The sequence below is a fragment of the Novosphingobium sp. CF614 genome (genome assembly GCF_900113255.1).
GTDB lineage: Bacteria > Pseudomonadota > Alphaproteobacteria > Sphingomonadales > Sphingomonadaceae > Novosphingobium.
In genome coordinates, this window is the sequence record NZ_FOOR01000001.1 from 1 (window position 1) to 25,890 (window position 25,890).

The following is a 25,890-nucleotide window of genomic DNA, read 5'->3' on the forward strand; positions in this document are numbered from 1 at the left end:
TCCGAAAAACGGGCCGGGCGGCCAGGGCGGCCACATGGCGCCGACAGCCACTGCATCTCCGGATCAAACCAAATATCCAAAGAACCACGCCGCTTCAGCGCCGCGTTGTACGCGCTCCAGTTCGTCGTGCGATATTTTGGTGGGGTAGGCTTGGGCATCGCTGCCCCCTAACGCACTCGATTCGCCCAAGGAATCCCCCAAGCATAATTGCGCAACAAAGCCGCCTCCATGTCTGCATGGCCCGGATTGGACAGGACCGATTCGTAGCAACAACGCCGCCGGCTGCGGAACTTTCGGCCGGGCGAGGGCGCATCGCCGCGCCATTTATGCATACTTACAACGATTTTTTGTATATAAATTTCAGTCGGGTAGTGCCGTCCCAGCACCGCGCCGGGGGCACTTGTGTTTTTTCGCTGGATTATCCGAGGCATGGATATAACATATGCATAACCAAATGGATGGTTGGTAGTATCATTGGCCCCAATCATCCAAGCGGGAACAGTGAGGGCTGGGCCTGGACCGGCAAAATCTTCGGCGTGTTGGGCGCCGAACCATCGGGGGAAAACACATGACCTTGCGTCGCATTCTGTTGATTACCACTGCGGCAATCGCCGTGACGCCTGTCACGGCGCAGGCGCAGGATTCCATCTCCGGTACTGAGAGCAGTTCCGACATCGTGGTTACCGGTATCCGCGCCAGCTTGCGCGATGCAATCGAAGTCAAGCGCAAGGCGAACTCGATCGTCGACGTCATCAGCGCCGAAGATGTCGGCAAGTTCCCCGACGCGAACGTGGCCGACTCGCTGGCGCGCCTTCCGGGCGTGACGGTCGACCGCCAGTTCGGTGAAGGCGAGCAGCTTTCGATCGCCGGCGTCGAACCCGCGCTGAACCGCCTGACCATCGACGGCCACTCGGTCGCCTCGGCCGACTGGGGCGGCAACCCCTCCGACCGTTCAAGCCGCTCCTTCAACTACTCGCTGCTTTCGCCCGCGATCATCAGCCAGGCGATCGTCTACAAAAGCCCCGAAGCCCGTCTGCAAGAGGGCGCGATCGGCGCCAGCGTCGACGTCGTGACCCGCAAGCCGCTCGATCTCGACGCCAATACCATCCGCCTGAACCTGGGCGGCGAATACAACGACCGCGCCAACCGCGGCAGCGTTCGCGGCGCCGCGCTCTACAGCTGGAAGAACGAAGACGAAACGATCGGCTTCCTCGGCGCGGTGAACTACGACAAGGAACAGCTGAGCCGCGCTGGCGTCGCGGTCTACTGGTATCGCACCGGTCAGGCCCTCCTCGACAACGCTCCGACAACCGCGACGGTCAACGGCAAGGCGATCTCGGACCTGTCCTCCTCCGAACGTGCGGAATTCGCCAGTTCCCGCTTTGCCTCGTTCCTTGCGCGCGAATACTTTCAGCAGGAGCGCGAGCGCCTGGGCTTCAATGGCGCCTTGCAGTTCCGCCCCGCCGACAATCTGACCCTGACCGCCACCGCGCTGGTCATTCGGGGCAATTATGACAACGTCTCGAACTCGATGTACACTTATGGGTACGAAGGTTCGCGCTTGCAGTCGGCGACTTACGGCGATGGTCTCGTGACCAGCGCAACCTTCTCCGGCATCGCCGAAGGCAGCACCGGCTCGACCGGCCAGCTCGATACGCTCTATCGCCGCACCCGCGTGAAGAACGATACCTATTCGCTCGCTTACGAATGGAATCCGGATGGCTGGTTGATCACCGGCAACGCCGGCTATACCCGCGCTTCCGGCGGCAAGGATCCCGAATACCTGCTCGATTTCCGCACGCAGCAGGGCTTCACCTCCGGCGCCAACGGCAAGAGCACGACCGTCGATTGGGACAATCCGGCAAGCGACGCCAGCCAGTGGCTGAGCAACTACACCGCGAACGGCGGCGAGAACATCACCGCGACCGACGGCAGCACCTTCTTCGGCCGTCAGATCGGCGGCATTCCGGCCAAGTCGGGTTTCACGCTCGACAAGGAACGGTTCGGCGAAGCGAACTTCGCGCGCGATATCAATGCCGGCCCGTTCAAGCAGTTGCTGTTCGGCGCGCGTTTCACTGCGCATGAAAACAGCAACGTCTCCTACAGCAACGCGATCTACACCAACCAGAACTTCACCCTGGCCGATCTCGACTATACCGTTCGCAATGCAAGCCTCTACTCCGGTCTCGGCACCTCGGGCAACGGCGTGCCCTTCGTCGGCATGAACCAGGCAGGCATCATCGCCGCGCTCGAGCAGTATGGCGATTTCACCGACGATCGCGGTTTCGTGAAGAACGAGTACTGGCTGGTCAAGGAGAAGATCGCCGCCGGGTATATCCAGGCGAACTTCGAAATAGGCAAGGTGCGCGGCAACATCGGTGGCCGTTTCGTCAGCACCAAGACGGAATCGAACTTCTACCTGCAGAGCAACAGCCAGTACGTCCTCACCCAGGTCAACAAGACCGACAACCGCTTCCTGCCCTCGGTCAACGTGATCTACGACGCGGGCGAAGACGTGGTGCTGCGCGCTTCGGCAGCCAAGGTGATCGCGCGGCCGCGCTACTCCGACCTTGCCGGCTCGCTCACGCTCGACGATGCCTCGCTCAGCGGCAGTGGCGGCAACCCGGACCTCAAGCCCTACGCCGCAACCAACTTCGGTTTCTCGGCCGAATGGTACTTCGCGCCGGGCAGCTACCTGTCGGGTGAAGTGTTCTATCGTGACGTGTCGAACTATGTCGGCAACGAAGTAACCGATGGGGTCCAGTACACCAATCCGATCAGCGGCCAGACGCTCGAATACTCGATCTCGCGCCCGGTCAATGGCGGCAAGGCCAAAGTCACCGGGTTCTCGATCTCAGGCAACACCAACCTGGTGTGGGGCTTCGGCATCCAGGCGTCCTACACTTTCGCCGACGCGGATACCGGGTTCTCGACGGGCCTGCCCTTCCTGTCGCGCAACACGGTCCAGATCTCGCCCTATTACGAGAATGGTCCGTTCCAGGCGCGCGTCAGCTACAACCGACGCTCGAAGTACTTCTATCGCTATGGCCGCCAGCAGTCGCAGGACTACACCGACGCTTACCGCCAGCTTGACGCGCAGGCTTCCTATTCGATCAACGAGGCGATCCAGTTGACCGTGTCGGCTTCGAACCTGCTCGATGAGACATACTACCAGTACAGCTCGACCCCCTCCGCCCCGACCTCGATCTACAAGAACGGTCGTGTCTACTCGGCGTCGGTGACCGCACGCTTCTGACCACCACTCCCCTCCCTCCCAGACGTGGTGGTAGGCCCGCTCCCCGAAAGGGGGGCGGGCCTTTTCTTGTGCGGTAGCCATCCATAATTCGCGGCCGATAGGATCGGCTGCTGCCCGCAACCGGGCATGCCAAATCGTTTGGAGCGAGACTTAGACCAAGTCTCTTTGAGTGAGACTCATATCCTCCTTCTCTTCCTCTTCGACAATTGCGAGGCAGCGAAGCCGCCGAAGCATCAAACCGCTCTGGATTGCCGCGCCGCCTTCGGCGGCTCGCGGGCGATGAAGGCGGGCGACGAAGGGAAGGGGAACAGAAGTTCCGATCAATGAGTTTAGACGGCCCTGACGACCATCTTCTCCGCCGACTGCCAGTTCTCCCGGGCATGTCTCGTCCCAGCGCGGTGTCGCGCATGTCCGCTGATCCGGCGCCCGGCACGCGCGCGAAGGCGGGCCACGGCGTTCGGCCGGGCCCGCCTTCATGAGGTCCGAAGGATCAGACGGTCAGGTCTTGTCCGATCAGGTGGAAAGTGCGCGCGTCGATCGTGGCCACGCAGCGCAGGCCCTCGATGGCGGCGAGACCGGCCGGATCGATCGCCACGCGCAGCCTTACGCGGACACGCCCGGCCACCAGCGAGACCTGTTCCAGCGCATCGCTGCCACCAAGAGCGGCAAGCAGGTCCGCACGAAGCGTCACCGGGCCGGCGCTTGCGGTTGGCGCGGCCTGGAGCAACGGGCTTGCGGAAGACGGGGGCGGAGCGACCTTCGCCGCCTCCACCATTTCCGCGCAGATACGATCGGCGATCGGGCCGATGATGACCTGCACCGCATCCGGCGCGGGACGAAGCACGGCGACCGCGCCCAGCGCCTTGAGCGCGCCGTCATCGACTTGCGCGGGATCGCGCACGACAAGGCGCAGGCGCGTGGTGCAGGCGCCGATGCTCGAAAGATTTGCCGCACCGCCGAGCGCATCGAGATAGGCACCGCCGCGCGCGGGCACGCCGGCACCATCCCCCTCGCCATCGGCAGCAGCCTGGCGTCCGGGCGTGGCAAGATCGAAGCGGCGGATCGCAAAGCTGAACACCGCATAGTAGATCGCGAAATAGGCAAGGCCGACCGGTATCAACAGCAGCGGGCGGGTCGAGCGGCCGAAGTTCAGCACATAGTCGAACAGGCCCGCCGAAAAGCCGAAGCCCATCCTGACGCCGAGCAGATCCATCAGCACCATCGCTGCACCGGTAAGCAAGGCGTGGATGCCGTAGAGCACCGGGGCGAGGAACATGAAGCTGAACTCGATCGGTTCGGTCACGCCGGTCAGGAACGAGGTCAACGCGAGGCTGAGCAGCATGCCGGCAGTCGCCTTGCGCTGCTCGGGCCGGGCCGTGCGGTACATGGCAAGGCAGGCTGCGGGCAGGCCGAACATCATGACCGGGAAGAACCCGGACATGAAGACTCCCGCCCCTGGATCCCCGGCGAAGAAGCGCCTGAGATCACCGGTGGTGCCATTGAAATCGCCCAGCACGAACCACGCGATATTGTTCAGGATATGGTGCAGCCCGGTGACCAGCAGGAGGCGGTTGAGCACGCCGAAGGCGAACAGGCCAACCGGCCCAGCCGCGACCAGACCACGACCGGCATGGTCCAACCCGGCGTCAAGCACGGGGAACAGCAGGCCGACACCCGCTGCCAGCACCACGCCGACACCGCCCGCCACGATCGGCACGAAGCGGCGGCCGCCGAAGAACGCGAGGTAAGCGGGCACGGCGATCGTCGAAAAGCGGTTGTAGAGAGATCCGCCGAACAGGCCCGCAACGATGCCGACAGGCACGTCGAGCCGGGCGAAAGCCTTGCTCTTCCACGCCTCGCCAACGGTCTGCGCAAGGGAATCGGCAAGGCCGGCCGTCACTTCGGGCGGGACCGGAAGCAGCGCCTTGCCGCCATGCATCGTCACCAGATAGCAGACCACCCCGGCAAGGCTGGCGGCGCCATTGCCGTCGCGCGCGATGCCGGTGGCGACGCCGACCGCGAAGAGCAGCCCGAGGCTGGAAAACAGCGCGTCACCGGCGGCGGCGAGCAGGTTGATATCGAGCAGGTCCGGCTGGCCGAGACGAAGCAGCAGGCCCGCTACGGGCAGCACCGCGATCGGCAGCATCAGCGCCCGGCCGATCGGCTGGAGCAGGCCGAGAATGTTTCTCATGACGGCAATCCCTCCACGAACCGGCGCGACAAGGCGCGGACATCCCCGGCCGATTCCTGCACGATGGCCTGCATGGCGAGCGACTTGCACGCGCCGATCGACAGCCGCCGCACCAGCGCCTTGATATCGGGCAACTGCCGTGCGGGGGCGGAAAGCTCGGTCACGCCAAGGCCCAGCAGCACCGGCACGGCGAGGCGGTCGGCGGCCAGGCCGCCGCATACGCCGATCCAGCGTCCCGCCGCCTGCGCCCCGCGTGCGGCCTGGGCGATCATGGCGAGCACGGCCGGGTGCAGCCCGTCGATCCCGCCCGCGACCGCCGGATTGTCGCGGTCCATCGCCAGCACGTATTGCGTGAGATCGTTGGTGCCCACCGAGAAGAAATCGGCGTGCTGCGCCAGCATGGGTGCGGTGACGGCGGCCGCCGGCGTTTCCACCATGATCCCAAGTTCGACGGGTTCGGCGATGTCCAGTTCGGCGCGCAAAGCTTCGACCCGGCGGCGGACTTCCCGCAGTTCGGAAAGGCCCGTGACCATCGGCACCATGATCTTGAGCTGACCGCGCCCGCGCGCCGAGAGGATCGCGCGCAGTTGCTGGTCGAGCAGATCCGGCCGCGAAAGTCCGACGCGGATGCCGCGCAGGCCCAGCGCCGGATTTGGCTCGACCGGCATCGGCAGATAGGGCGCGGGCTTGTCACCGCCGATATCCATCAGGCGCACGATCAGCGGACGCCCTTCGAGCGTTTCGGCAATGGCGCCATAAAGTTCCGCCTGCTCTTCGACCGATGGCGCGGCCATGCGGTCGAGAAAGAGGAATTCGGTGCGCAGCAGGCCGCAACCCTCGGCGCCGAAGGTCATGGCTTCCACCGCATCGCCAAGCGAGCCGAGATTGACGAAAACCTCGATGCGCACGCCGTCGCGGCTGCGGCAGGGTTCGGCGGCGGCGGCAAGCATTCGCGCCCTTGCGGCGGCGCGCGCGGCGAGTTCGGCTTCGGCCTCGCCGATCTGCGCATCGCTCGGCGCGAGGCGGATGAAGCCGCGATCGGCGTCCACGACCGCCGTGACGCCATCGGCAACCGCCGCGAGATCCGGCCCGAGCGCGACGAGCATGGGAATTCCCATGCTGGCCGCGAGAATGGCGACATGCGAGGTCGGCCCGCCCTGCTCCAGCACGATCCCGACGACGTTGCCGTCAAGCTGCGTGACCTGCGACGGCAGCAGTTCCTCGGCAATCAGCACGGTGCCAGGCGGAAACGGCTCGATCTCTTCGGCGGCGCCGGTGATGACCGAGACAAGCTGGCGCCCAAGATCGAGCAGGTCATCGGCGCGCTCGGCAAAGCGGGCATCGCCGCTCTGGCGTAGAATCGCGGCGTTGCACCGGCATGCCTCACGCCAGGCGAGGGCCGCGCCCTGCCCCGCCGCGATGCCTGAGCGAGCCAGGCCGATAAGTTCCGGATCATCGAGCAAGGCGCGATGCGCCCGCAGGATCGCGGCGCCGGGCCCTTCAAGGGCGTCTGCCTCAAGCCGTGCGGAGAGCTTGGCCAACGCCGCGTCGAGACGCGCGTTTTCGGCATCCGGCCCGTCGCCCTCGGCCGGAAGTTCGGGTTCGGCCATGCGCAAGCGGCGGACGGTTCCGATGCAGAAACCCGGTGAAGCCAGGGTTCCACCCCATGTTCCCTCGGGCACTTCCGCCGCGCGGGGCGAAGCCGGCGGCGTGGCCGCATCGCGCGGCGCCTGGGCATCGGCATGCCGGGCCTCGCCCATGCCGCCGGCAATCAGCGCTTCGAGCGCCGCGACGGCGGCATCGGCATCGTCGCCGCTGGCCTCGATCACGATTTCGTCATCCAGCTTCACCGCAAGCCGGAGCAAGCCGATCGGGGACCGCGTGGAAGCCGCAAGCCCATCCTTGACGATCCGGGTGTCCGCCTGGAATCCGCGCGCAACTTCGCCGATGCGCGCGGCCGGCCGGGCGTGAATGCCATGGGCAAGCGGCACGCGCAGGGTGGTCCGCACGGCCGGGCCAGCAGCAGCGGCGGCGGGCGCGTCAGCAGCGAGCGGCTCGAGCCACAGCAAGTTGTCGCCCGGCGTGACCAGCCTATCAACCGTGCGGCGCACCAGCCTGAAGCGATTGCCGTTGGTGACGATCACCGGCGTCAGCAGCGAAGGCGCGGCACCCGCCACCGCATCGAGATCGAAACGCACCAGCGGCTGACCACGACCGACCCGGTCACCCGGCGCAACAAGGCTTTCAAAACCCCGACCGCCAAGGGCGACGGTATCGACGCCGATATGCATCAGCAGTTCCACCCCGCCCTCACCGCACAGGGTCACCGCGTGGCCCGCTGCATGGACGGTCAGGACTTCACCGTCGCAGGGCGCGTGCAGAACCCCGGACACCGGATCGATCGCAACGCCGTCGCCTAGCAGGCGCCCGGAAAATACGGCATCGGGCACCGTCTCGAGCCCGGACGCCCATCCCTTCAATGGTGCACTCAGGATGATCGAAGCCATGGTTTTCTTTCCTGCTCCCGGGCGCGTGCATCCGGGCTGAAGTTCTTGGCAAATCCTGTCGTCAGCAGACCCGCTGGCCGCCGATCCATGTCGCTTGCGGACGGAAATCGGCGTCCAGCCAGACGAAATCGGCGCGCTTGCCCACGGCAATCCGGCCATGGCTGGCCTCGATCCCGAGGAACCGGGCGGGATTGGTGGAGGCCATGGCAAATGCGCGATGAGGCGCGACGCCCAGTCGAACCGTGTTGCGCACGGCGGTCGCCATGTCGAGATCCGATCCCGCCAGCGTGCCGCGCGCGTTGACGCAGACGCCATCGCGAACGGTGATCTCCTCGCCGTTCAGCATGAAGCGCTTGCGCTCGCTGCCCACGGTCGGCATCGCATCGGTGACCAGCATGAAGCGGTCTTCCGGCCGGGCCGCCAGCGCGACACGGATGGCCGCCGGATGGACATGCGCTCCGTCGACGATCAGCCCGCACCACAACGAGCGATCTTCAAGGACCGCACCGGTCACCCCCGGATTGCGGTGATGGAACGGCGACATTGCGTTGAACAGGTGGGTGACGCCGCGCGCGCCGTTGGCGATCGCCAGGCGGACATCGGCATAAGTGGCGTTGCTGTGGCCGATGCTGACGATCACCCCGGCCTCGACCAGGGCGCGCACCGCCTCGGGCGAATTGCATTCCGGCGCCAGCGTGACCATGACCGCGCCGCGCCTGGGCTTCGTCAGCAGCGCGATCAGTTCCCCTTCCAGCGGACGGAACTGCCCGGCGTCGTGAATGCCCCGCCGCGCCTCGTTCAGGAAAGGGCCTTCGACATGAATGCCGACGACGCCGGGCACGCCGGTTTCGATGGCCTCGTCAACCGCATCGAGGGCGCGCGCGATGATATCGCGCGGCGCGCTGATGAGCGTGGGCAGAAGTGCGGTCGTGCCGAAACGGGCATGGGCGGCGCTGATCCGGGCGATACCGGCCACGTCGGGACAATCATTGAACAGCACGTCCCGGCCGCCGTTGACTTGCGTATCGACGAAGCCGGGCACCAGCCAGCCGCCCGCCAGATCGATCGAAGGGCCCGTCGCGCCCTCGACCCCAGCCCCGGCCCCGGCGTCGGACAGCACGGCTTCGATCCGGTCATCGCCGCTCTCGATCCGCACATTTTCGGCCATGCCATCTTCAAGCAGAATGCGCCCGTTGCGAAAGGCAAGCACGGTCATCGCGTTTCAGTGACCTTGCGCAGGAACGGGGGACTGTCAGGCTCCAGGCCGCGCGCGCGGGCAAGGCGTTCGGCCGCGCCGTAGAACGACTGGATCAGCACGATCGGCTCGATCACCGGATGCGCCGGGAAGGCAGGCAGCTGCCCCGCGCCGCCGCTGCAATCGGCCAGAATGACCCGCGCCCCGCGCCCGGCGAACTCGTCGGCAAGCGTGCGCACATCGTCGCCCGAATTGTCGGAAGTGGCCAGCGCCAGGACCGGAAAGTCCTTGCCGACGATGGCCATCGGCCCGTGCCGGACTTCCGCACTGCTGAAAGCCTCGGCATGAAGGCCGCAGGTCTCCTTGAGCTTCAGCGCGGCTTCCTGCGCAACGGCGAGACCGTAGCCGCGGCCCACCACCAGCAAGTTGCGCGCATCGACAAGGGCTTCGACCATGGCGCTCCAATCAAGGTCATGGGCACGATCGAGCAAAGCAGGCAGATCAGCCAGCGCAAGCTTCAGCGCGGCGTCGTCGGACCACCACGCGGTGATCGCCGCCAGCGCCGACAGCGAGACCACGAAGGACTTGGTTGCCGCAACCGAGAGTTCCGGCCCCGCGCACAGCGGCATGAAGCAATCGGCCAGCGCTTCCATCGGCGAATCCGGCTGGTTGACGATGGCCACGACGAAGGCCCCGGCCGCCTTGTAGCGTTCGACCGTGGCGACAAGATCGGGACTGCGCCCGGACTGCGAGACCGCGATGAGCAAAGCCCCGGTCTGGCGCATCTCGGACGAGAATACCGAGGCGACGGAGGGCGCGGCCGAGGATACCGGCACGCCAAGTCGCGTCTCGATCAGATATTTGCCGAAGGTTGCGGCGTGATCGGACGATCCCCGCGCGCAAGTGACCACCACATTCGGCGGCGAGGCGCGCAGGCGGTCCGCCAGTTGCTTCAGGTTTGCTTCGTTGTGCGCCAGGAAACGGATGACGGCCTTGCCGGCTTCCGCTGCTTCGCGCCGCATTGCCGATTGCCCGGCATGCAGCTCAACACTCGTCATCAGCCCTCCTTACGCACAGCCGAAACTCCTAGCTGGCGTTCAATTCAGCGACGAGATCGTAAGCATCGCCGCGATAGTACGATTGCGTGAACTCCACGGCCTCACCATCGGCGAGGAACCCGCGACGCTCGATAAACAGCCCCGCATGCCCCACCTCGACGCCAAGGCGCTTGGCCTGTTCAGCGGGGAAGTGCATCGCGCGAAGCCGCTGAAGCGCGCGGACCGGGCGATTGCCGACAGCTTCGAGCGCCGCGTAGAGCGAATCCCCGACCGCATCGATACCGGCCAGGCAATGGGCGGCGATGGTCGAATATTCGACCGCCATCGGCACCTGGTCGGCAAAGCGCAGGCGCTGAAACCGGTATACTTCACCGCCCGGCGAAAGGCCCAGCGAGAGCGATTCCTCGGGCGTGACCAGCCCGCGCGATTTCGACAGCCACTCGCTGCTCGGCGCACGCCCCCGGGCGATCATGTCTTCCGAGAACGAGGACAGCTTCGAAAAGCTCTTTTCGACGCGCGCGGCAACGAAAGTGCCGGAACCGCGCCGACGCACGACCAGTCCCTCTTGCGCCAGGCCGTCGATCGCCTTGCGCACGGTGATGCGGGAGACGCCGTATTCGACCGCAAGATCGCGCTCTGCGGGAATGATGTCGTCCTGCACCAGGACACGGCTTTCGATCGCCTGCCTGACCAGTTGCTGCAGTTGCAGGTACAGCGGTGTGCGCAGATCCTCACGCAAGGTCCCCACACGCTCGACAAAAGAGTCCATTTCTTCCCCTTCGAAAACCGAAGATGCGATTGCGTCGCAACGGTAGAGGACAGAGTCGGTCAACACAACTAGAGCCATAGGTTATATATTGGTTCTGTACAAGTCATGAGTTCCGCCGCTCATCGCAATCGGCTTTCGGCGCCCATCGGTGCTCGGCACACCGGGAGCGATCGAGGCGATGCGCAAACAGGCAAAGCCGAAGCCCCGAGAGTCCCCGACCAACCCAGATCAACTCGATCCATGCGATAAATTCACGGATTACCGCGACTTGAAGGCAATGACCGGGAAGCGCCAAACATGCATCGAGGCGCGTTCAGCCGCAAACTTTTCCTGCTCGTCCAGCAGTTTAGCCATGAAACGGAGGCGCGATTCCGGGCTTGGCACTTTTGTGTGGATTTTGGCGATTCTATATATAACATACTCCATACCAATTACGGAATTGGATATGGCAGAGCCGCGTGTATTCGCCGAACCGGATCGGTCTGGCGATTCGCATCCGGCTCGGGCCGATGTCCAGCCCCGGGGAGACACGATGAAGCGCCTACGCCCGATTTCCGCCGCGACGATTGCCGCGCTTGGCCTGCTCGGCATGCTTGCCAGCGGCGGCGCGGCGCAGGCGCGCCCTGCCGATGCCGCGCTTCTGCCGCTGATCCCGCAACCGGCGGAAGTGCGGCTAGAGCAAGGCGCGCTCGGCATCGCTGCGGGAGCCGCGATCGAAGTTCCCGGCGGTGACCACGCCGCCCGCGCGGCCGCGCAGTTCCTTGTCGACCGCGTCCGTGCCGAACGCGGCATCGCGCTGGTGGTCGGCGCGGGGGGGCGGGAGGGCGCGCGACCGCGCATCCGCTTTGTGCGAGAGGCCGGAATATCGGGCGACGAAGCCTACCGCCTGACGGTGACCGCCAAGGGAGCAACGGTCGCCGCAAGCGGCGATCGCGGCCTGATGTGGGGCGCGGCCACGCTGGCGCAGCTGCTTTCGCCCGATGCGCGCTTCGGCCAGCCCGTGCGCGTGCCCGCGCTGACCATCACCGACACCCCGCGCTTTTCGTGGCGGGGGTTGATGGTCGACGTGGCGCGGCACTTCCAGCCGATCGAGACGCTCTATCCCGTGGTAGACGCCATGGCGGCGCAGAAGCTCAACGTGCTCCACCTGCACCTGACCGACGACCAGGGCTGGCGCGTGGAGATCAAGCGCTATCCCAAGCTGACCGAAGTCGGCGGCTGGCGCGTGCCGCCCAGCGCGGGCGGGGCCCCGGCGGACAAGGTCGGGGGGTTCTACACGCAGGAACAGCTCAAGGCGCTGGTCGCCTATGCCGGCACGCGCGGGATCACCGTCGTGCCGGAGATCGATCTGCCCGGCCATGCGCAGGCCGCCGTTGCCGCCTATCCCGAAGAGCTCAGCGTACTGGGCGACCAGCCGCGGACCGGACACGACTGGGGCATCAACCCCTGGCTGTTCTCTCCCTCCGAACGCGGCATGACCTTCATCCGCAACGTGCTCGACGAACTGGTCGAGATATTCCCCTCGCCGGTGATCCACATCGGCGGTGACGAGGCGGTCAAGGACCAGTGGCAACGCTCGCCGCAAGTGCAGGCCCAGATGAAGGCGCTGGGCCTCAAGACCGAAAACCAGCTTCAGGGCTGGATGATCGCCGAACTGGGCAAGCACCTCGAAAGCAAGGGCCGTCGCCTGATGGGGTGGGACGAGATCCTCGAAGGCGACGTGCCGACGAGCGCCTCGGTCATGTCCTGGCGCGGCGAGAAGGGCGCGGTCGAAGCGGCCAACAAGGGGCACGACGTGGTGCTTTCCCCCGCGCCAGACCTCTATCTCGACAATCTTCAGTCCTTCCGCGCGGACGAGCCGCCAGGACGGTTGGCGGTCCGCACTCTGGAGCAGGTCTATCGCTACGAGCCCGCGCCGGCCGGCATCACCCCCGATGCCATGAAACACGTGCTGGGCGCGCAGGCCAATGCCTGGTCGGAATATCTCGCAACGGCGAAGCAGAAGGAACACGCCATCTTCCCGCGCCTGTCGGCGGTGGCGGAAATGACCTGGTCGGCGCCGCGACAGCGCGACTGGACCAGCTTCGTCACCCGGCTCGAACCGCAGATGCTGCGCTATGCGCGCGACGGCATCGCGGCGGCGGACAGCGCCTTCGCGATCAATTTCCACATGAAGGAAACCCGGGGCGAGGCCTTGCGCGGCGGCAGACTCACGCTGGCGATGGATACGCAGACTGGTGCGGGCACGATACGCTACGGCGCGCCTGGCAAGACCCGGACAGCCTATCACGCGCCGGTCTCGGTCAAGGTCGGCACCACGATAGAGGCGGCGGCCTTCCTTCCCGACGGGAGAACCACCGCCACGCCGCGCCGGTTCGACGCGGCGCGCACCGCGCTGCTCACCGCCACCGCTTCCGACCTGGCCGCCTGTCCCCAGGGCGCGCTCGGCCTGCGCGTGCCGCTGGTGGCCGGACAGCAGGCGGAGGCACCCGCCTTCAACGTCAACATCTTCGATACCTGCACGCAGTGGAACGACGCGCCCCTGGGCGAAGCGAAGTCGGCGACCTTCGAGGTCGCCCGCCTGCCGCGCGCCTATGGCCTCGCGCATGAAGCCTCGGCGCTGCGCGAGCACTATGCGGTGACCGAGCACGGCGAACTGGTTGTACGCGGCGGGGGATGCGACGGCACGCTCGTCGCCACGTTCCCGCTGCCCGATCCCAGGACCGCGCCCAATCGCATGCGCTTCACCGCGCCGCTCGATCCCGCAGCGGGCGACGGCGTGCTGTGCATGCAATTCACCTCGCCGCTGTCCGATCCGTTCTACGCGGTCGAGCGGGTCGTGCTGGAGGAGCACAAGTGATCCGCCCGTTCGTTGCCGGTCTGCTTGCCGCCCTCCCCACCGCCGCGCTGGCCGCGCCAAGGACCGACATCGTACTCGATCAGAACTGGCAGCTGCGGCTCGACCCCGCCGACACGGCGGCGGCGCGCGAACACCCCAAGGCCGCCAAGTGGCTGGCCGCGAGCGTGCCGGGCGCGGTCCAGGCCGATCTGGTCACGCACAAGATCATGCCCGATCCGTTCATCGGCCACAACGAGGCGGCGGTGCAATGGGCCGGGCGCAGCGACTGGGTCTATCGCCTGCCGCTCGATGCGACGCCTGAACTGCTCGCGCGCGGACATCTCGAACTCGTGTTCGACGGGCTCGATACTTTCGCGCAAGTGAGCGTCAACGGACGGGACGTGCTATCCGCCGACAACGCCCACCGCCGCTGGCGGGTGGACCTGCGCGGTCTTCTGAGGCCCGGCGCCAATGAAGTGCTGATCCGCTTCCGCTCGCCGCTCAAGGTACTCCAGCCCAAGATCCTGCCGCTCGAAAACCCGCTGCCCGGCGAATACGACAGCATGTTCGGCGACGAGCCCGAAGGCCGCCAGACCTCGCCCTATATTCGCAAGCCCAAATACCACTACGGCTGGGACTGGGGCCCGCGCATTCTCAACATCGGCCCCAACGGCCCGGTGAGGCTCGAAGCCTGGGACGAGGCCCGGATCGAGACCGTCCGCGTGGCGCAGGAGGCCGTATCTCCCGCCGAGGCCCGCCTTGCCGCCGAACTGGAGATCATGGCCGGCCGCGAAGGCATTGCCGAGATCGCCGCGAACGTCACCGGACCGGACGGTGCCGACGCTGCCAGCGCCGCGCGCACCGTCCACCTCAGCCCCGGTCTCAACCGCGTTTCGGTCCCGCTCACGCTCGCCGCGCCGCGCCTGTGGTTCCCGGCGGGCTATGGCGTGCAGCCGCTCTACACGGTGCGCGCGAGCATCAAGGTGGGCGGCGAGGAGGTCGACAGCGCCGCGCGCTCCACCGGGCTGCGCACGGTCGAACTGGTGCGCGAGGCCGATGCCGATGCCGATGCCGGTAAAAAGGGACGCGGCTTCCTACTGAAGATCAACGGCTTGCCGATCTTCATGAAGGGCGCGAACGTGATCCCCTTCGACAGCTTCCAGACCCGCGTTACGCCCGCGCGCATGGCCGCGATCCTCACCGACGCGCGCGACGCCAACATGAACATGGTCCGCGTCTGGGGCGGCGGACACTACATGCCCGATTCCTTCTATGACGCGGCGGACCGGCTGGGCCTGATGGTCTGGCAGGACTTCATGTTCGGCGGCGCGGTGACGCCCTATGACCGCGATTTCCGCGAAAGCGTGCGGATCGAGGCGGAAGAGCAGGTCGACCGGGTCCAGGCCCATCCTTCCATCGTGATCTGGTCGGGCAACAACGAAGTCCTGTCCGGCTGGGAGACGTGGAGCGACCGCGTCGCCTTCAAGAAGCGGGTCGGCCCCGACGAGCAGGAACGTGTCGGCGTGGGCATGGCGGTGCTGTTCAACCAGGTTCTGCGCGACGCGGCCGAGCGGCGCGATGCCGACGTGCCCTATTGGCCCGGCTCGCCCAGCACCAATTACGAAGGCAAGCCTGACGTCGATGGCGACGGCGACCGCCACTACTGGGACGTCTGGGGCGGCAAGAAGCCGGTGGAAAGCTATCTCGACTCCTGCCCGCGCTTCATGTCGGAATACGGGCTTCAGGCCATGCCGGTCATGCCGACGGTCCACGCCTACGCCGCGCCGCAAGATCTTTCGATCACATCGCCGGTGATGCGCGCGCACCAGAAGTTCATGAAGGGCGCGGGGCAGGAACGGCTGCTCTACTACATCGAGCAGCGCTACCGAACCCCTCGCGATTTCGCGGACTTCGCCTATCTTTCGCAGGCCATGCAGGCCGATGGCATCGCGCTTGGCGCGCTGCACCATCGCGCCTGCCGTCCGGTCACGTCGGGCTCGCTCTACTGGCAGCTCAACGATGTCTGGCCTGGTGCTTCGTGGTCGAGCCTGGACTATTACGGCCGTTGGAAGGCCCTGCACTATGCCGCGCGCCGCTTCTTCGCGCCGCTTGCCGTGGCGGCGGGGCGCCGGGCGGACGGCACGACCGAGGTAAGCCTGATCTCCGACGCCGCTGCGCCCGAACCCGTAAGCTGGCGGCTGCGCGTGGTCGGCGTCGACGGCAAGCAGCGGCTGGTCGGCGGCGGCGAGACCACGCTGGCGCCGCTTTCGGCCACGAAGATCGGCGCTTATGACGACGCCGCGCTGTTCGGCGATGACGACCGCCGCACCAGCTTCGCCGTGGCAGAGCTGATCGAGGGCGGCAAAGTCGTCTCGCGCGCGCTGCTCTCGGCGCTGCCCGAAAAGGCCATGGCGCTGCCCGATCCCGGCCTGAAGACCACCTGGACCACCGCGCCCGGCGGCAAGCCGCGCCTGACGGTTACCGCAACTCGCCTTGCACGCGGACTGTGGATCGGCTTCGGTGCCCTCGACGCGCAGGCCTCGGACAACTATCTCGACCTGCTGCCGGGCGAAAGCGCGAGCGTGGACATCACTTCCGCCGCGAGCCCGGCGGCGCTGCGCAAGGCGCTGGAACTGCGCCATCTGGGAGATACCGCCCCAGGGAGTATCGCCAGGTGAGCGCGCTTCTGCTTCTGCTGGCCGCCGGCGCGGCCCAGCCCGACGCCCGCCCCGAAGCCCGGGTCACCGCCGATATCGCCGCCAAGATCGCGGGGATGAGCGATGCGGAAAAGGCGGCGCAGCTGCAATCGGGCGCGGCCGCCAGCCCGCCCGAACTGCCCGCCTACGACTATTGGAACGAGGCGCTGCACGGCCTTGCCCGCAACGGCGTGGCGACGGTGTTTCCGCAGGCGATCGGCCTTGCGGCGACCTGGGACGCACCGCTGATCGAACGTGTCGGCACGGCCGTCTCGACCGAGGCCCGGGCCAAGTACAACGGCCTTACCGGCAAGGACCGCCGCCGCTACCAGGGGCTGACGATCTGGTCGCCCAACATCAACATCTTCCGCGATCCGCGCTGGGGACGCGGGCAGGAAACCTATGGCGAGGACCCGGTGCTGACCGGCGCCCTTGCGACCGCCTATGTGCGGGGCCTGCAGGGACCGGATCCGGCCCAGCCGCGCGTGATCGCAACGCCCAAGCATCTCGTCGCCCACAGCGGCCCCGAAGCCGGGCGCGACAGCTTCGACGTGCAGGCCAGCGCCTATGACTTGGAGGCGACCTACCTCCCCGCGTTCCGCAAGGTCCTGACCGACGGCAAGGCGCAATCCGTCATGTGCGCGTACAATGCGGTCCACGGCGTGCCCGTCTGCGGCGCCGAGTGGCTGCTCGACCAGCGGCTGCGCAAGGACTGGGGATTTGACGGACTGGTCGTTTCCGATTGCGACGCCGTCGGCAACATCAACCACTACCAGCGCTATCGCCGGACCAACGCCGCCGCCGCCGCCGCCGCGATCAACGCCGGGATGGATCTCAATTGCGGCCGCACTTATGCCGCGCTCGCCGAAGCGCTCGCCAAAGGCCTGACCGCGCCCGCGACGGTCGACCGCGCGCTTGCCCGCACGTTCACCGTCCGCAAGATGCTGGGCGACGCATTCGGCGCGAAAAGCCGCTGGGACGCGATTCCTCCCAGTGCCGTCGATACGCCCGGGAATCGCGCGCTGGCGCTCGAAGCGGCGCGCAAGTCGCTGGTCCTGCTCCAGAACAATGGCATCCTGCCGCTGCGTCGGGGCGCGCGCATCGCGGTCGTCGGCCCGAACGCCGACAGTCTCGATACGCTGGAGGCGAACTACCATGGCACCGCCGCGCGGCCGGTGACCCCGCTCGACGGGCTCTCCACCCGCTACGCGGTGCGCTATTCGCAAGGCGCGACCCTTGGTGAAGGCGTACCCGTGGTCATCCCGCGCACCGCGTTCGGCGCGGGCCTGAAGGCAGAATTCTTCGCCGATCCGGCGATGACCGGTGCACCGGTATCCACGCGGACGGATGCCAGGATCGATTTCGACTGGAACCGCACCTCGCCCGCCCCCGGCATTCCGGCCGGGCGCTATGGCGTGCGCTGGACCGGGACGCTGACCCCGGAAGGCCCCGGCGAGCATATGCTGCGCGTGGACGTGCCACGCTGCTTCGATTGCAATGGCCACGATGGGGTGCGCCTGTGGATCGACGACCAGCAAGTGATCGCCGATACCGGCGACAACACGGCGGTCGAAGCTGGCGTCACCTTCGCCGATACGCGGCCCAGGGCGATCCGGCTCGAGCTTGCCCATGCCAGCGAGGACGAAGGCATCCGCCTGACGTGGGTCGCTCCGCCCGGGCCCCAGCGCGAACGCGCGGCCGCCGCCGCGCGGGGCGCCGATGCGATCATCGCCTTCGTCGGCCTTTCCCCGGCGGTCGAGGGCGAGGCGTTGCAGGTGGAGGTCCCCGGCTTCTCCGGCGGCGACCGCACCGACATCGCCCTGCCGCGCCCGCAGCAGGAACTGCTCGAGGCGCTGAAGGCCACCGGCAAGCCGCTTGTCGTCGTCCTGCTGTCGGGCAGTGCGGTCGCCATGCCGTGGGTCAAGGACAATGCCGACGCCGTGATTGCCGCCTGGTATCCGGGCGAGGAAGGCGGCAATGCCATCGCCGACCTGATCGATGGCGGCTTCAGTCCCTCGGGCCGCCTGCCGGTGACATTCTATGCCCGCACGCGCGACCTGCCCGCCTTCGTCGACTACAACATGCGCGAGCGCACCTACCGCTACTTCCACGGGACGCCGCTGTGGGGGTTCGGCCATGGCATCGGCTATACCACTTTCGGTTATGACCAGGCCACGGCCCCGCAAAGGATCGCGGCGGGCACGTCGCTGACGGTCAGCGTCCGCGTCACCAACACCGGCGTCCGGCCCGGCGAGGAAGTGGTGCAGGCCTATCTCGTCCCGCCCGAGGGACTGCGCGGGATCGGCGATTTCAACGATCCCGTCCTGCGGCACTGCCTGATCGGCTTCCAGCGCGCCGCGATCGGCAAGGGCAAAAGCGCCACGGTATCGTTCAACTTCGATCCGCGCAGCCTCTCGACGGTGGACCGCGATGGTGTCCGCGCGGTGCGATCGGGGGACTACCGCCTGTTCATCGGCGGCGGACAGCCGGGCGCGGCACCTGGAACGGAAATCGCGTTCACCATCGAAGGAACCCTGGAGTTGCCGAAATGAGGGTCGACCGACGCGCGATCATCGCCGGATCGTTGACGCTGGGCGCCGGGATGATGCTCTCGCCATCGTCGGCGCTCGCCGCGCAAGGTCCCCGGCCGGGCACGCGCCCCGCCGCAGCGGACAGGCTTTTCGTCAGTCCTGCCGTGGAGCGCGAGATCGCGCGCGTTTCGGCGCTTATCGGCGATCCGGAACTGCGCCACCTGTTCGTAAACTGCTACCCCAATACGCTCGACACGACAGTGTTCATGGCGAAGATCGACGGGCGCAGCGACGCCTTCGTCATCACCGGCGACATCGCGTGCATGTGGCTGCGCGACAGTTCGGCACAGCTCAACCCCTACCTGCATCTGACCCGCGAGGATGCGGCCCTGCGCGAACTGTTTCGCGGGTTGATCGCGCGGCAGGCGCGCTCGATCCTGATCGATCCTTACGCCAACGCCTTCACGCGCGATCCCTCGGCGAGCACCGACCTGCCCTGGGCGCTCGCCGACGATACGGAGATGAAGCCCGGCGTCGCCGAGCGGAAGTGGGAAGTGGATTCGCTGTGCTATCCGATGCGGCTGGCGCACGATTACTGGAAGGCAAGCGGCGATACCGCGCCGTTCGACGCGCTGTGGGCGGAGGCGGCATGGGCCAGCATCCGCACCTTCCGCGAACAGCAGCGCAAGGACGGCCCGGGCCCCTACCGCTTCCTGCGCCGCGACAAGCTGGCCACCGAGACGCAGATCCTTGACGGTTATGGCGCGCCGACCCGCAAGGTCGGCATGATCCACAGCATGTACCGGCCCTCGGACGATGCCTGCCTGTTCCCGTTCCTGGTTCCCTCGAACCTGTTCGCGGTGGCGGCGCTGCGCAAGCTCGCGGCAGTTGCGGGCGGCGCGGCGGCGCAGGCGAAGCTTGCCAACACCGCGCTCGATCTGGCGCGCGAAGTGGAACTGGCGACATATGCCCACGGCACGATGATAGACCCCGCCAGCGGCCAACGGCTCTGGGCCTACGAAGTAGACGGCTTCGGCAACGGACATTTCATGGACGACGCCAACGTGCCCAGCCTGTCCTCGCTCGCCTATCTCGGCGCGGTGCCGGCGGACGACGTGCTGTTCCGGCGCACGGCGGCCGCGGCATGGAGCGCGCGCAACCCCTATTTCTTCGCGGGGACCGCCGCCGAAGGGATCGGCGGACCCCATGCCGGCCTGCGCATGATCTGGCCGATGGCGATCGTCATGCGCGCGCTGTCGAGCGACGATGACGCCACGATCCGCCAGTGCCTTGCCGCGCTCAAGGCCAGCCACGCGGGCACCGGCTTCATGCACGAAGCCTTCGACCAGGACGATCCCGCCAAATTCACGCGCAGCTGGTTCGCCTGGGCCAATGGCCTGTTCGGCGAGCTGATGATCGACCTGGCGCGGCGCAAGCCCGCGCTTCTTGGAGCAACCGCATGATCCGCCTGACCCGTCGCGGCTTGATCGCGGGCGCCGGCGCGCTCGGCGTGGCCGGCGCCCTCCCCGCGAGCGCCGCGTCGCGGATCGCGCCTGCCGCGCCCGACTTGTTCATCGGCACCGGCGGCGACGGCCATACCTTCCCCGGCGCCTCGCTGCCGTTCGGCATGGTCCAGCTTTCGCCCGATACCGATACCGCGCGCTGGGCGACCTGCTCGGGCTATCACCACGGCGATCCCTCGCTGCTCGGCTTCTCGCACACGCACCTGTCCGGCACCGGCATCGGCGACATGCTGGACGTGCTCGTCACCCCGTGCCGAGGGCCGGTCATGCTCCAGCCCGGGCCGCTGGAGCAACCGGACCAGGGCTACCGCCTGCGTTATTCCGACGAACTGGCCGAACCGGGCTATTACCGCGTCATGCTGGAAAACGGCGTGCTGGCCGAGTTGACCGTCACGCGCCGCACCGGCATTCACCGCTACAGCTTCCCGCAAGGCCCGGCGCACCTGCTGGTCGATCTTTCGCACCTTGTCATGGAAGGTCCGGGCGAGCCGGCCTTGATCGACGAGGCACGGCTGGCGCTGGAGACGGACGGCACGCTCACCGGGGCGCGCCGGGCCCACCGCTGGGCCAAGGGGCGGCGCTGCTTCTTCGCGATGCAGTTCTCGCGCCAGCCTGACCGGATCGAGTTCTTCGGCGACGACGATATCCCCGCCCCGGGCGAAGGGGTAAGCGGCAAGCGCCTGAAGGCCGCGCTCCACTATGACGATGCGGGCAGCGCACCGCTCGTCGTGCGCTGCGGCATCTCGGCGGTGGACGGCGCGGGTGCCCGCCGCAACGTATCCGCCGAGGCGCGTCACTGGGATTTCGATCGCTATCGCCGCGCCGCGACGCGCGCCTGGTCGCGCGAGCTTTCGCGCATCCGGGTCGCTGGCGGAACCGATCAGGAGCGCACCGTCATGGCCACCGCGCTCTATCACGCAAGCCTCGGGCCGACCTTGTTCTCGGACGTGGACGGGCGCTATGTCGGGCTCGACCGGCAAGTCCACAAGCTGGCGAAAGGCGAGGAATCCTACACCGCCTATTCGCTGTGGGACACTTATCGCGCATTCCATCCGCTGCAGACGGTGATCCGGCCCCGAATGGCCGAAACTTTCGCCGCCGATCTGGTCCGCCACACCGCGCAAAGCCCCTTCGGACCACCGGTCTGGCCGCTGCAGGGGGTGGAAACCGGCTGCATGATCGCCTGGCACGGCGTCGCGGTCATGGCCGAAGCGCGCGCCAAAGGCTTTCGCGCCGACTATGCCGCCGCCTGGCCCGGCGTGAAGCGCCGCCTGTTCGACTGGTCGACACCGAACCTCGACAACAGTCTCGGCCTTCCCGCCTACGATGAAACCGGCTTCATCCCCGCCGACCGGATCTTCGAAAGCGTATCGCGCGTGCTGGAATACAGTTACGACGACTACGCCGCCGCCGGGCTGGCCGATGCCGCCGGCGATACCGCCAGGGCGGCGTATCTGCGGCGGCGCAGCGGCAACTGGCGCAATGTGTTCGATCCCGCCACCGGCTTTGCCCGACCGCGCCTTGCCGACGGAACCTGGGCGGAGCCCTTCACCCCCAACGGCATCGGCCATTCGCCGCGCTGGCGCGACTTTACCGAAAGCAACAGCTGGCAGGCGACTTTCCTCAACCAGCACGACGTGCCCGGCCTGATCGCGGCGATGGGCGGAGACGCGGCGTTCGAGGCGAAGCTCGATGGACTGTTCACCGCCGATTCCACCCTGCCCGAAGGCGCCCCGCCCGATATCTCGGGCCTTGTCGGCCAGTACGCCCATGGCAACGAGCCGAGCCACCACGTCGCCTACCTCTATCCCTATTGCGGCGCGGCGTGGAAGACGCAGGCCATGGTCCGGCGCCTGATGGCTGAAATGTACCACGACCGCCCCGACGGCATCATCGGCAACGACGATTGCGGCCAGATGAGCGCGTGGTTCATCTTCTCCGCGCTCGGCTTCTACCCGGTCGATCCGGTCAGCGCGACATACGTGTTCGGCAGCCCGCTGTTCACCCGGGCCGAGGTCGACCTCGGCAACGGGCGGCGGCTCACGGTGGAAGCACCGGGCAACCGCCGCGACACGCCCTATGTCCGCGCGATCCGCTGGAACGACGCGCCTTGGAAAAAGGGCTGGATCGCCCACGCCGATCTCGTGCGCGGGGGCACGCTGCGCTTCGAGATGAGCGCAGCCCCCGACAAGAGCTTCGCCAGCCTGCCCGAGCATCGCCCGGGACGCCCGCCCTCCGCATGATCCATGCTACCGCCCTTGCGCCCAGCGTCGGCGGGCGCTGGCGCCAGATCGCCGAAGCATGGCTCGTTCCCGAACCGCCGGCCGGCACCAATCCTTCGATCCACACCGGAACCCTGCCATGACCATGCCCCAGACCAGTCCGATCTCCCGCCGCTGTCTCCTTGCAGGATCGCTGCTTGCCGGCGCTTCGGCCTGTGCGCCGCGCGTGGCCGGAATTGCCGCCGCGCCCGTTCTTCCAGCGCCGTGGGGCGCCGTGCCCTCGCAGCGCCAGCTCAAATGGCACGATCGGCGGATGTACGCCTTCGTCCATTTCTCCATGAACACCTTTACCGACAAGGAATGGGGCTTTGGCGATGAAGACCCGGGGCTGTTCAACCCCACCGATTTCGATGCCGACCAGATCGCCGCCGCGGCGGTCGCGGGCGGCCTTACCGGGCTGATCGTCACCGCCAAGCACCATGACGGCTTCTGCCTGTGGCCGACCATGCTGACCGAACATTGCCTGCGCAATTCGCCATGGCGCGGCGGCAAGGGCGACGTGGTGGGCGAACTCGAACAGGCCTGCCGCCGCGCGGGGATCGATTTCGGCGTCTACCTTTCGCCATGGGACCGCAACCACGCCGACTATGGCAGGCCGGCCTACGTCGAATACTACCGGGCGCAACTGACCGAACTGTGCACCCGTTACGGCGACCTGTTCGAAGTCTGGTTCGACGGCGCGAACGGCGGCGACGGCTATTACGGCGGCGCGCGCGAGACCCGGCAGATCGACGCACCCAGGTATTACAACTGGCCGAGCATCATCGAACTCGTGCACAAGCTGCAGCCCGGCGCCTGCACCTTCGATCCGCTGGGCGCCGATATCCGCTGGGTCGGCAACGAGGAAGGCCACGCGGGCGATCCGTGCTGGCCGACCATGCCCGACGCCGCTTACGAGCAGGACAAGGGCTATACCGGCGTGCGCGGCGCGAAACTGTGGTGGCCTGCGGAAACCGACGTCTCGATCCGTCCGGGCTGGTTCTATCACGCCGATGAAGACACCCAGGTGAAGACGCCGCAGAAGCTGATGGAAATGTTCGACCGGTCGGTCGGCAACGGCAGCAATTTCCTGCTCAACCTGCCACCCGATCGCCGTGGCCGCATTCCGGACCGCGATGTCGCCAGCCTCAAGGCGTTCGGCGATGCGATTCGGACGACCTTCGCCGCCGATTGCGCGCGCGGGGCCGTGGCCACCGCAAGCGCCGATATCGGCGGAACCGCCGCAAACGCGATCGACGGTGATCCGGGGACGTTCTGGTGCGCTCCCGCCGAAGCGCGCGACGCCACGCTTGCGCTTGACCTTGCCCCCGGTGCCCGGTTCGACACGATCCGCCTGCGCGAATGGCTGCCGCTCGGCCTGCGCACCACCACGTTCGCGATCGACATCGCCGACGACGGCGGCAACTGGCGCGAAGTAGCGCGCAAGGACATGGTCGGGCCGGAACGGCTGGTTCGCCTGCCCGCCCCGGTCTCGCCCCGCCGCGTGCGCTTCCGCGCGGTGGCCGCCGAAGCCGGGCCGACGCTGCGCGAATTCGCGCTGTTCCTTTCGACGCCGCCGGTGGAACTGCCGCCGGCCGTACCTTCGGACCCCAGCATCATTTCGCGCCGCGGCTGGAAGATCGTTTCCGCCAGCGCGCCGGGCGCCGAGGCCGTGCTCGACGAGGATCCGAAGACCGCGTGGAGTTCGCCCGCCCCGGCCATGCTCACCATTGATCTCGGCGCCGAGGAAACGCTTGCCGGCTTCACGCTGACGCCCACCCGCCACATCGATCCGCAGGCTGCCCCGCCCGCGCGCTGGCAGGTCGAAACCAGTCTGGACGGCAAGCACTGGTCGAAGGCCGAGGAGGGCGAGTTCCAGAACATCAACTATGCCCGCGCCACCCAGCGTATCGCCTTCAAGGGACCACGCGCGGCGCGTTTCCTGCGGCTGCGTTTCCCCCGGCCCGCCGTGCCCGCCCCGGCCATCGCCATGGCGACGATCGGGGCTTTCCGCTAGAGCCACCGCGCCCGCTTGAAGCGGACGTAAAGTCCCACGCACAACATGACGATCACGCCGAGCACGACGAAATAGCCATATTCGGTCCTGAGTTCGGGCATGTTCGTGAAGTTCATGCCGTAGATACCGGCTATCGCGGTCGGTACGGCGAGAATCGCGGCCCAGGCCGCGAGCTGGCGAGTGATCGCGCCTTGGCGCTGCGATTCGAGCAGATGGCTCACTTCCAGGACCGAGGTCAGCACTTCCCGCAGGTTCTCGACCATCACTTCGACCCGCCGGACGTGATCGAGCACATCCTGGAAATAGGGCCGCACCGCCGGATCGAGACAAGGCGCTTCCAGATGCGTGAGCCTGCTCGCCGCCTCCGACATCGGCCCCAGGATGCGCCGGAACCGGATCAGTTCGCGGCGCAGCGTGAAGATGCGCGTGACCTCGGCGCGTTCGAGGAATGCATCGAGCGCCCGGTTCTCCATCTGGAGCACCTCTTCCTCTATCGTCTCGACGATCGGCTGGTAGCCGTCGACGATGAAGTCGAGAATGGCGTGGAGCACATAGTCGACCCCGTGGCTGAGGAGCGACGGTGCCGCTTCGAGCTGCCTGCGAAGCGCCGTATGTGCCCGGGCCGAGCCGTGGCGAACGGTGATGATGTGGTTGCCGCCGACGAAGATCGCGGTCTCGCCATAGACGATGGTGTCATGATCGAGATGCGCGGTGCGTGCCACGACGAAGAGTTGATCGCCATAGACATCGACCTTGGGAAGCTGATGGGCCTTGAGAGCGTCCTCCACCGCCAGGGGATGAAGGCCGTAGTTCTCCTGCAGCGTTCGCAATTCCGCCTCGGACGGCTCGAACAATCCGATCCACACGAAGTCCGACGGGTCGATGATCGGCGGCCGCTGGTCAAGTGTCACTTGTTGTGCCGGCCGGCCCTTGCGATACAGATATGCGGCAATTACGCTCATGCTGGTCTCGAATTTCCTCTGGCGCAATGGTCTAACATGGTCGTCCGGCTGTATCGGACGTGAACGCAACGGCTTGGGTAGCCTC

At 67.0% G+C, this 25,890-nt stretch carries 14 protein-coding genes and 1 pseudogene; 8 read left to right on the forward strand and 7 right to left on the reverse strand.

Annotated elements, in window-relative coordinates:
• A pseudogene (locus BM052_RS19290) lies at nucleotides 1-158 on the reverse strand (IS5/IS1182 family transposase); the annotation flags it as partial.
• Between the two features lie 410 nt (nucleotides 159-568).
• Between BM052_RS19290 and BM052_RS00005 the strand changes: the two are divergent.
• The gene (locus BM052_RS00005) at nucleotides 569-3,256 is read left to right on the forward strand and encodes a TonB-dependent receptor (protein ID WP_091141874.1); all 2,688 of its coding nucleotides are present in this window, start codon (nucleotides 569-571) and stop codon (nucleotides 3,254-3,256) included.
• A 490-nt stretch (nucleotides 3,257-3,746) separates the two neighbouring features.
• Here BM052_RS00005 and nagE read toward each other — a convergent pair whose 3' ends face one another.
• From nagE to BM052_RS00035, 5 genes are all read right to left on the reverse strand, one after another.
• A complete protein-coding gene (gene nagE, locus BM052_RS00015; RefSeq protein ID WP_091141878.1) occupies nucleotides 3,747-5,447 on the reverse strand; it encodes an N-acetylglucosamine-specific PTS transporter subunit IIBC in 1,701 nt (566 codons plus the stop codon).
• The gene (ptsP, locus tag BM052_RS00020) at nucleotides 5,444-7,954 is read right to left on the reverse strand and encodes a phosphoenolpyruvate--protein phosphotransferase (RefSeq protein ID WP_091141880.1); all 2,511 of its coding nucleotides are present in this window, start codon (nucleotides 7,952-7,954) and stop codon (nucleotides 5,444-5,446) included. Before ptsP ends, nagE begins: the two co-directional genes overlap by 4 nt.
• A 61-nt stretch (nucleotides 7,955-8,015) precedes the next feature.
• Nucleotides 8,016-9,170, reverse strand: coding sequence for an N-acetylglucosamine-6-phosphate deacetylase (gene nagA, locus BM052_RS00025; protein WP_091141881.1), 1,155 nt, complete (start codon nucleotides 9,168-9,170; stop codon nucleotides 8,016-8,018).
• Nucleotides 9,167-10,207 carry an SIS domain-containing protein gene (locus tag BM052_RS00030; protein WP_091141883.1) on the reverse strand — a complete coding sequence of 347 codons (1,041 nt, stop codon included), beginning with the start codon at nucleotides 10,205-10,207 and terminating at the stop codon, nucleotides 9,167-9,169. Before BM052_RS00030 ends, nagA begins: the two co-directional genes overlap by 4 nt.
• Before the next feature lie 28 nt (nucleotides 10,208-10,235).
• A complete protein-coding gene (locus BM052_RS00035) occupies nucleotides 10,236-10,976 on the reverse strand; it encodes a GntR family transcriptional regulator (RefSeq protein ID WP_091141884.1) in 741 nt (246 codons plus the stop codon).
• A 532-nt stretch (nucleotides 10,977-11,508) separates the two neighbouring features.
• On the opposite strand from BM052_RS00035, the gene BM052_RS00040 reads away from it, so the two are divergent.
• From BM052_RS00040 to BM052_RS00065, 7 genes are read left to right on the forward strand one after another with little or no spacing between them, the layout of a single operon-like run.
• A complete protein-coding gene (locus tag BM052_RS00040) occupies nucleotides 11,509-13,836 on the forward strand; it encodes a beta-N-acetylhexosaminidase (RefSeq protein WP_255405857.1) in 2,328 nt (775 codons plus the stop codon).
• A complete protein-coding gene (locus tag BM052_RS00045; protein ID WP_091141887.1) occupies nucleotides 13,833-16,493 on the forward strand; it encodes a beta-mannosidase in 2,661 nt (886 codons plus the stop codon). The genes BM052_RS00040 and BM052_RS00045 overlap by 4 nt, the downstream gene beginning before the upstream one ends.
• The gene (locus BM052_RS00050; protein WP_091141888.1) at nucleotides 16,490-19,063 is read left to right on the forward strand and encodes a glycoside hydrolase family 3 C-terminal domain-containing protein; all 2,574 of its coding nucleotides are present in this window, start codon (nucleotides 16,490-16,492) and stop codon (nucleotides 19,061-19,063) included. Before BM052_RS00045 ends, BM052_RS00050 begins: the two co-directional genes overlap by 4 nt.
• The gene (locus BM052_RS00055; protein ID WP_091141890.1) at nucleotides 19,060-20,505 is read left to right on the forward strand and encodes a glycoside hydrolase family 125 protein; all 1,446 of its coding nucleotides are present in this window, start codon (nucleotides 19,060-19,062) and stop codon (nucleotides 20,503-20,505) included. Before BM052_RS00050 ends, BM052_RS00055 begins: the two co-directional genes overlap by 4 nt.
• On the forward strand, nucleotides 20,502-22,808 hold the full coding sequence (locus tag BM052_RS00060) for a GH92 family glycosyl hydrolase (RefSeq protein ID WP_091141891.1): 2,307 nt from the start codon (nucleotides 20,502-20,504) through the stop codon (nucleotides 22,806-22,808). Before BM052_RS00055 ends, BM052_RS00060 begins: the two co-directional genes overlap by 4 nt.
• A complete protein-coding gene (locus BM052_RS20145; RefSeq protein WP_255405858.1) occupies nucleotides 22,805-22,930 on the forward strand; it encodes a hypothetical protein in 126 nt (41 codons plus the stop codon). The genes BM052_RS00060 and BM052_RS20145 overlap by 4 nt, the downstream gene beginning before the upstream one ends.
• Nucleotides 22,927-24,843, forward strand: coding sequence for an alpha-L-fucosidase (locus BM052_RS00065; protein WP_091141893.1), 1,917 nt, complete (start codon nucleotides 22,927-22,929; stop codon nucleotides 24,841-24,843). Before BM052_RS20145 ends, BM052_RS00065 begins: the two co-directional genes overlap by 4 nt.
• On the opposite strand, the gene corA is transcribed toward BM052_RS00065, so the two are convergent.
• Nucleotides 24,840-25,805, reverse strand: coding sequence for a magnesium/cobalt transporter CorA (gene corA / locus BM052_RS00070; RefSeq protein ID WP_091141894.1), 966 nt, complete (start codon nucleotides 25,803-25,805; stop codon nucleotides 24,840-24,842). The genes BM052_RS00065 and corA overlap by 4 nt on opposite strands.
• Nucleotides 25,806-25,890: the final 85 nt, after the last annotated feature.

Excerpts from the sequence above, each read along its gene's own strand:
- BM052_RS00005 (WP_091141874.1), top strand. The coding sequence starts at position 569 with ATGACCTTGCGTCGCATTCTGTTGATTACCACTGCGGCAATCGCCGTG.
- BM052_RS00065 (WP_091141893.1), top strand. The coding sequence starts at position 22,927 with ATGACCATGCCCCAGACCAGTCCGATCTCCCGCCGCTGTCTCCTTGCA.
- BM052_RS00055 (WP_091141890.1), top strand. The coding sequence starts at position 19,060 with ATGAGGGTCGACCGACGCGCGATCATCGCCGGATCGTTGACGCTGGGC.
- nagE (WP_091141878.1), bottom strand. The coding sequence starts at position 5,447 with ATGAGAAACATTCTCGGCCTGCTCCAGCCGATCGGCCGGGCGCTGATG.
- BM052_RS00030 (WP_091141883.1), bottom strand. The coding sequence starts at position 10,207 with ATGACGAGTGTTGAGCTGCATGCCGGGCAATCGGCAATGCGGCGCGAA.
- BM052_RS00040 (WP_255405857.1), top strand. The coding sequence starts at position 11,509 with ATGAAGCGCCTACGCCCGATTTCCGCCGCGACGATTGCCGCGCTTGGC.
- nagA (WP_091141881.1), bottom strand. The coding sequence starts at position 9,170 with ATGACCGTGCTTGCCTTTCGCAACGGGCGCATTCTGCTTGAAGATGGC.
- BM052_RS20145 (WP_255405858.1), top strand. The coding sequence starts at position 22,805 with ATGATCCATGCTACCGCCCTTGCGCCCAGCGTCGGCGGGCGCTGGCGC.
- BM052_RS00035 (WP_091141884.1), bottom strand. The coding sequence starts at position 10,976 with ATGGACTCTTTTGTCGAGCGTGTGGGGACCTTGCGTGAGGATCTGCGC.
- corA (WP_091141894.1), bottom strand. The coding sequence starts at position 25,805 with ATGAGCGTAATTGCCGCATATCTGTATCGCAAGGGCCGGCCGGCACAA.
- ptsP (WP_091141880.1), bottom strand. The coding sequence starts at position 7,954 with ATGGCTTCGATCATCCTGAGTGCACCATTGAAGGGATGGGCGTCCGGG.
- BM052_RS00060 (WP_091141891.1), top strand. The coding sequence starts at position 20,502 with ATGATCCGCCTGACCCGTCGCGGCTTGATCGCGGGCGCCGGCGCGCTC.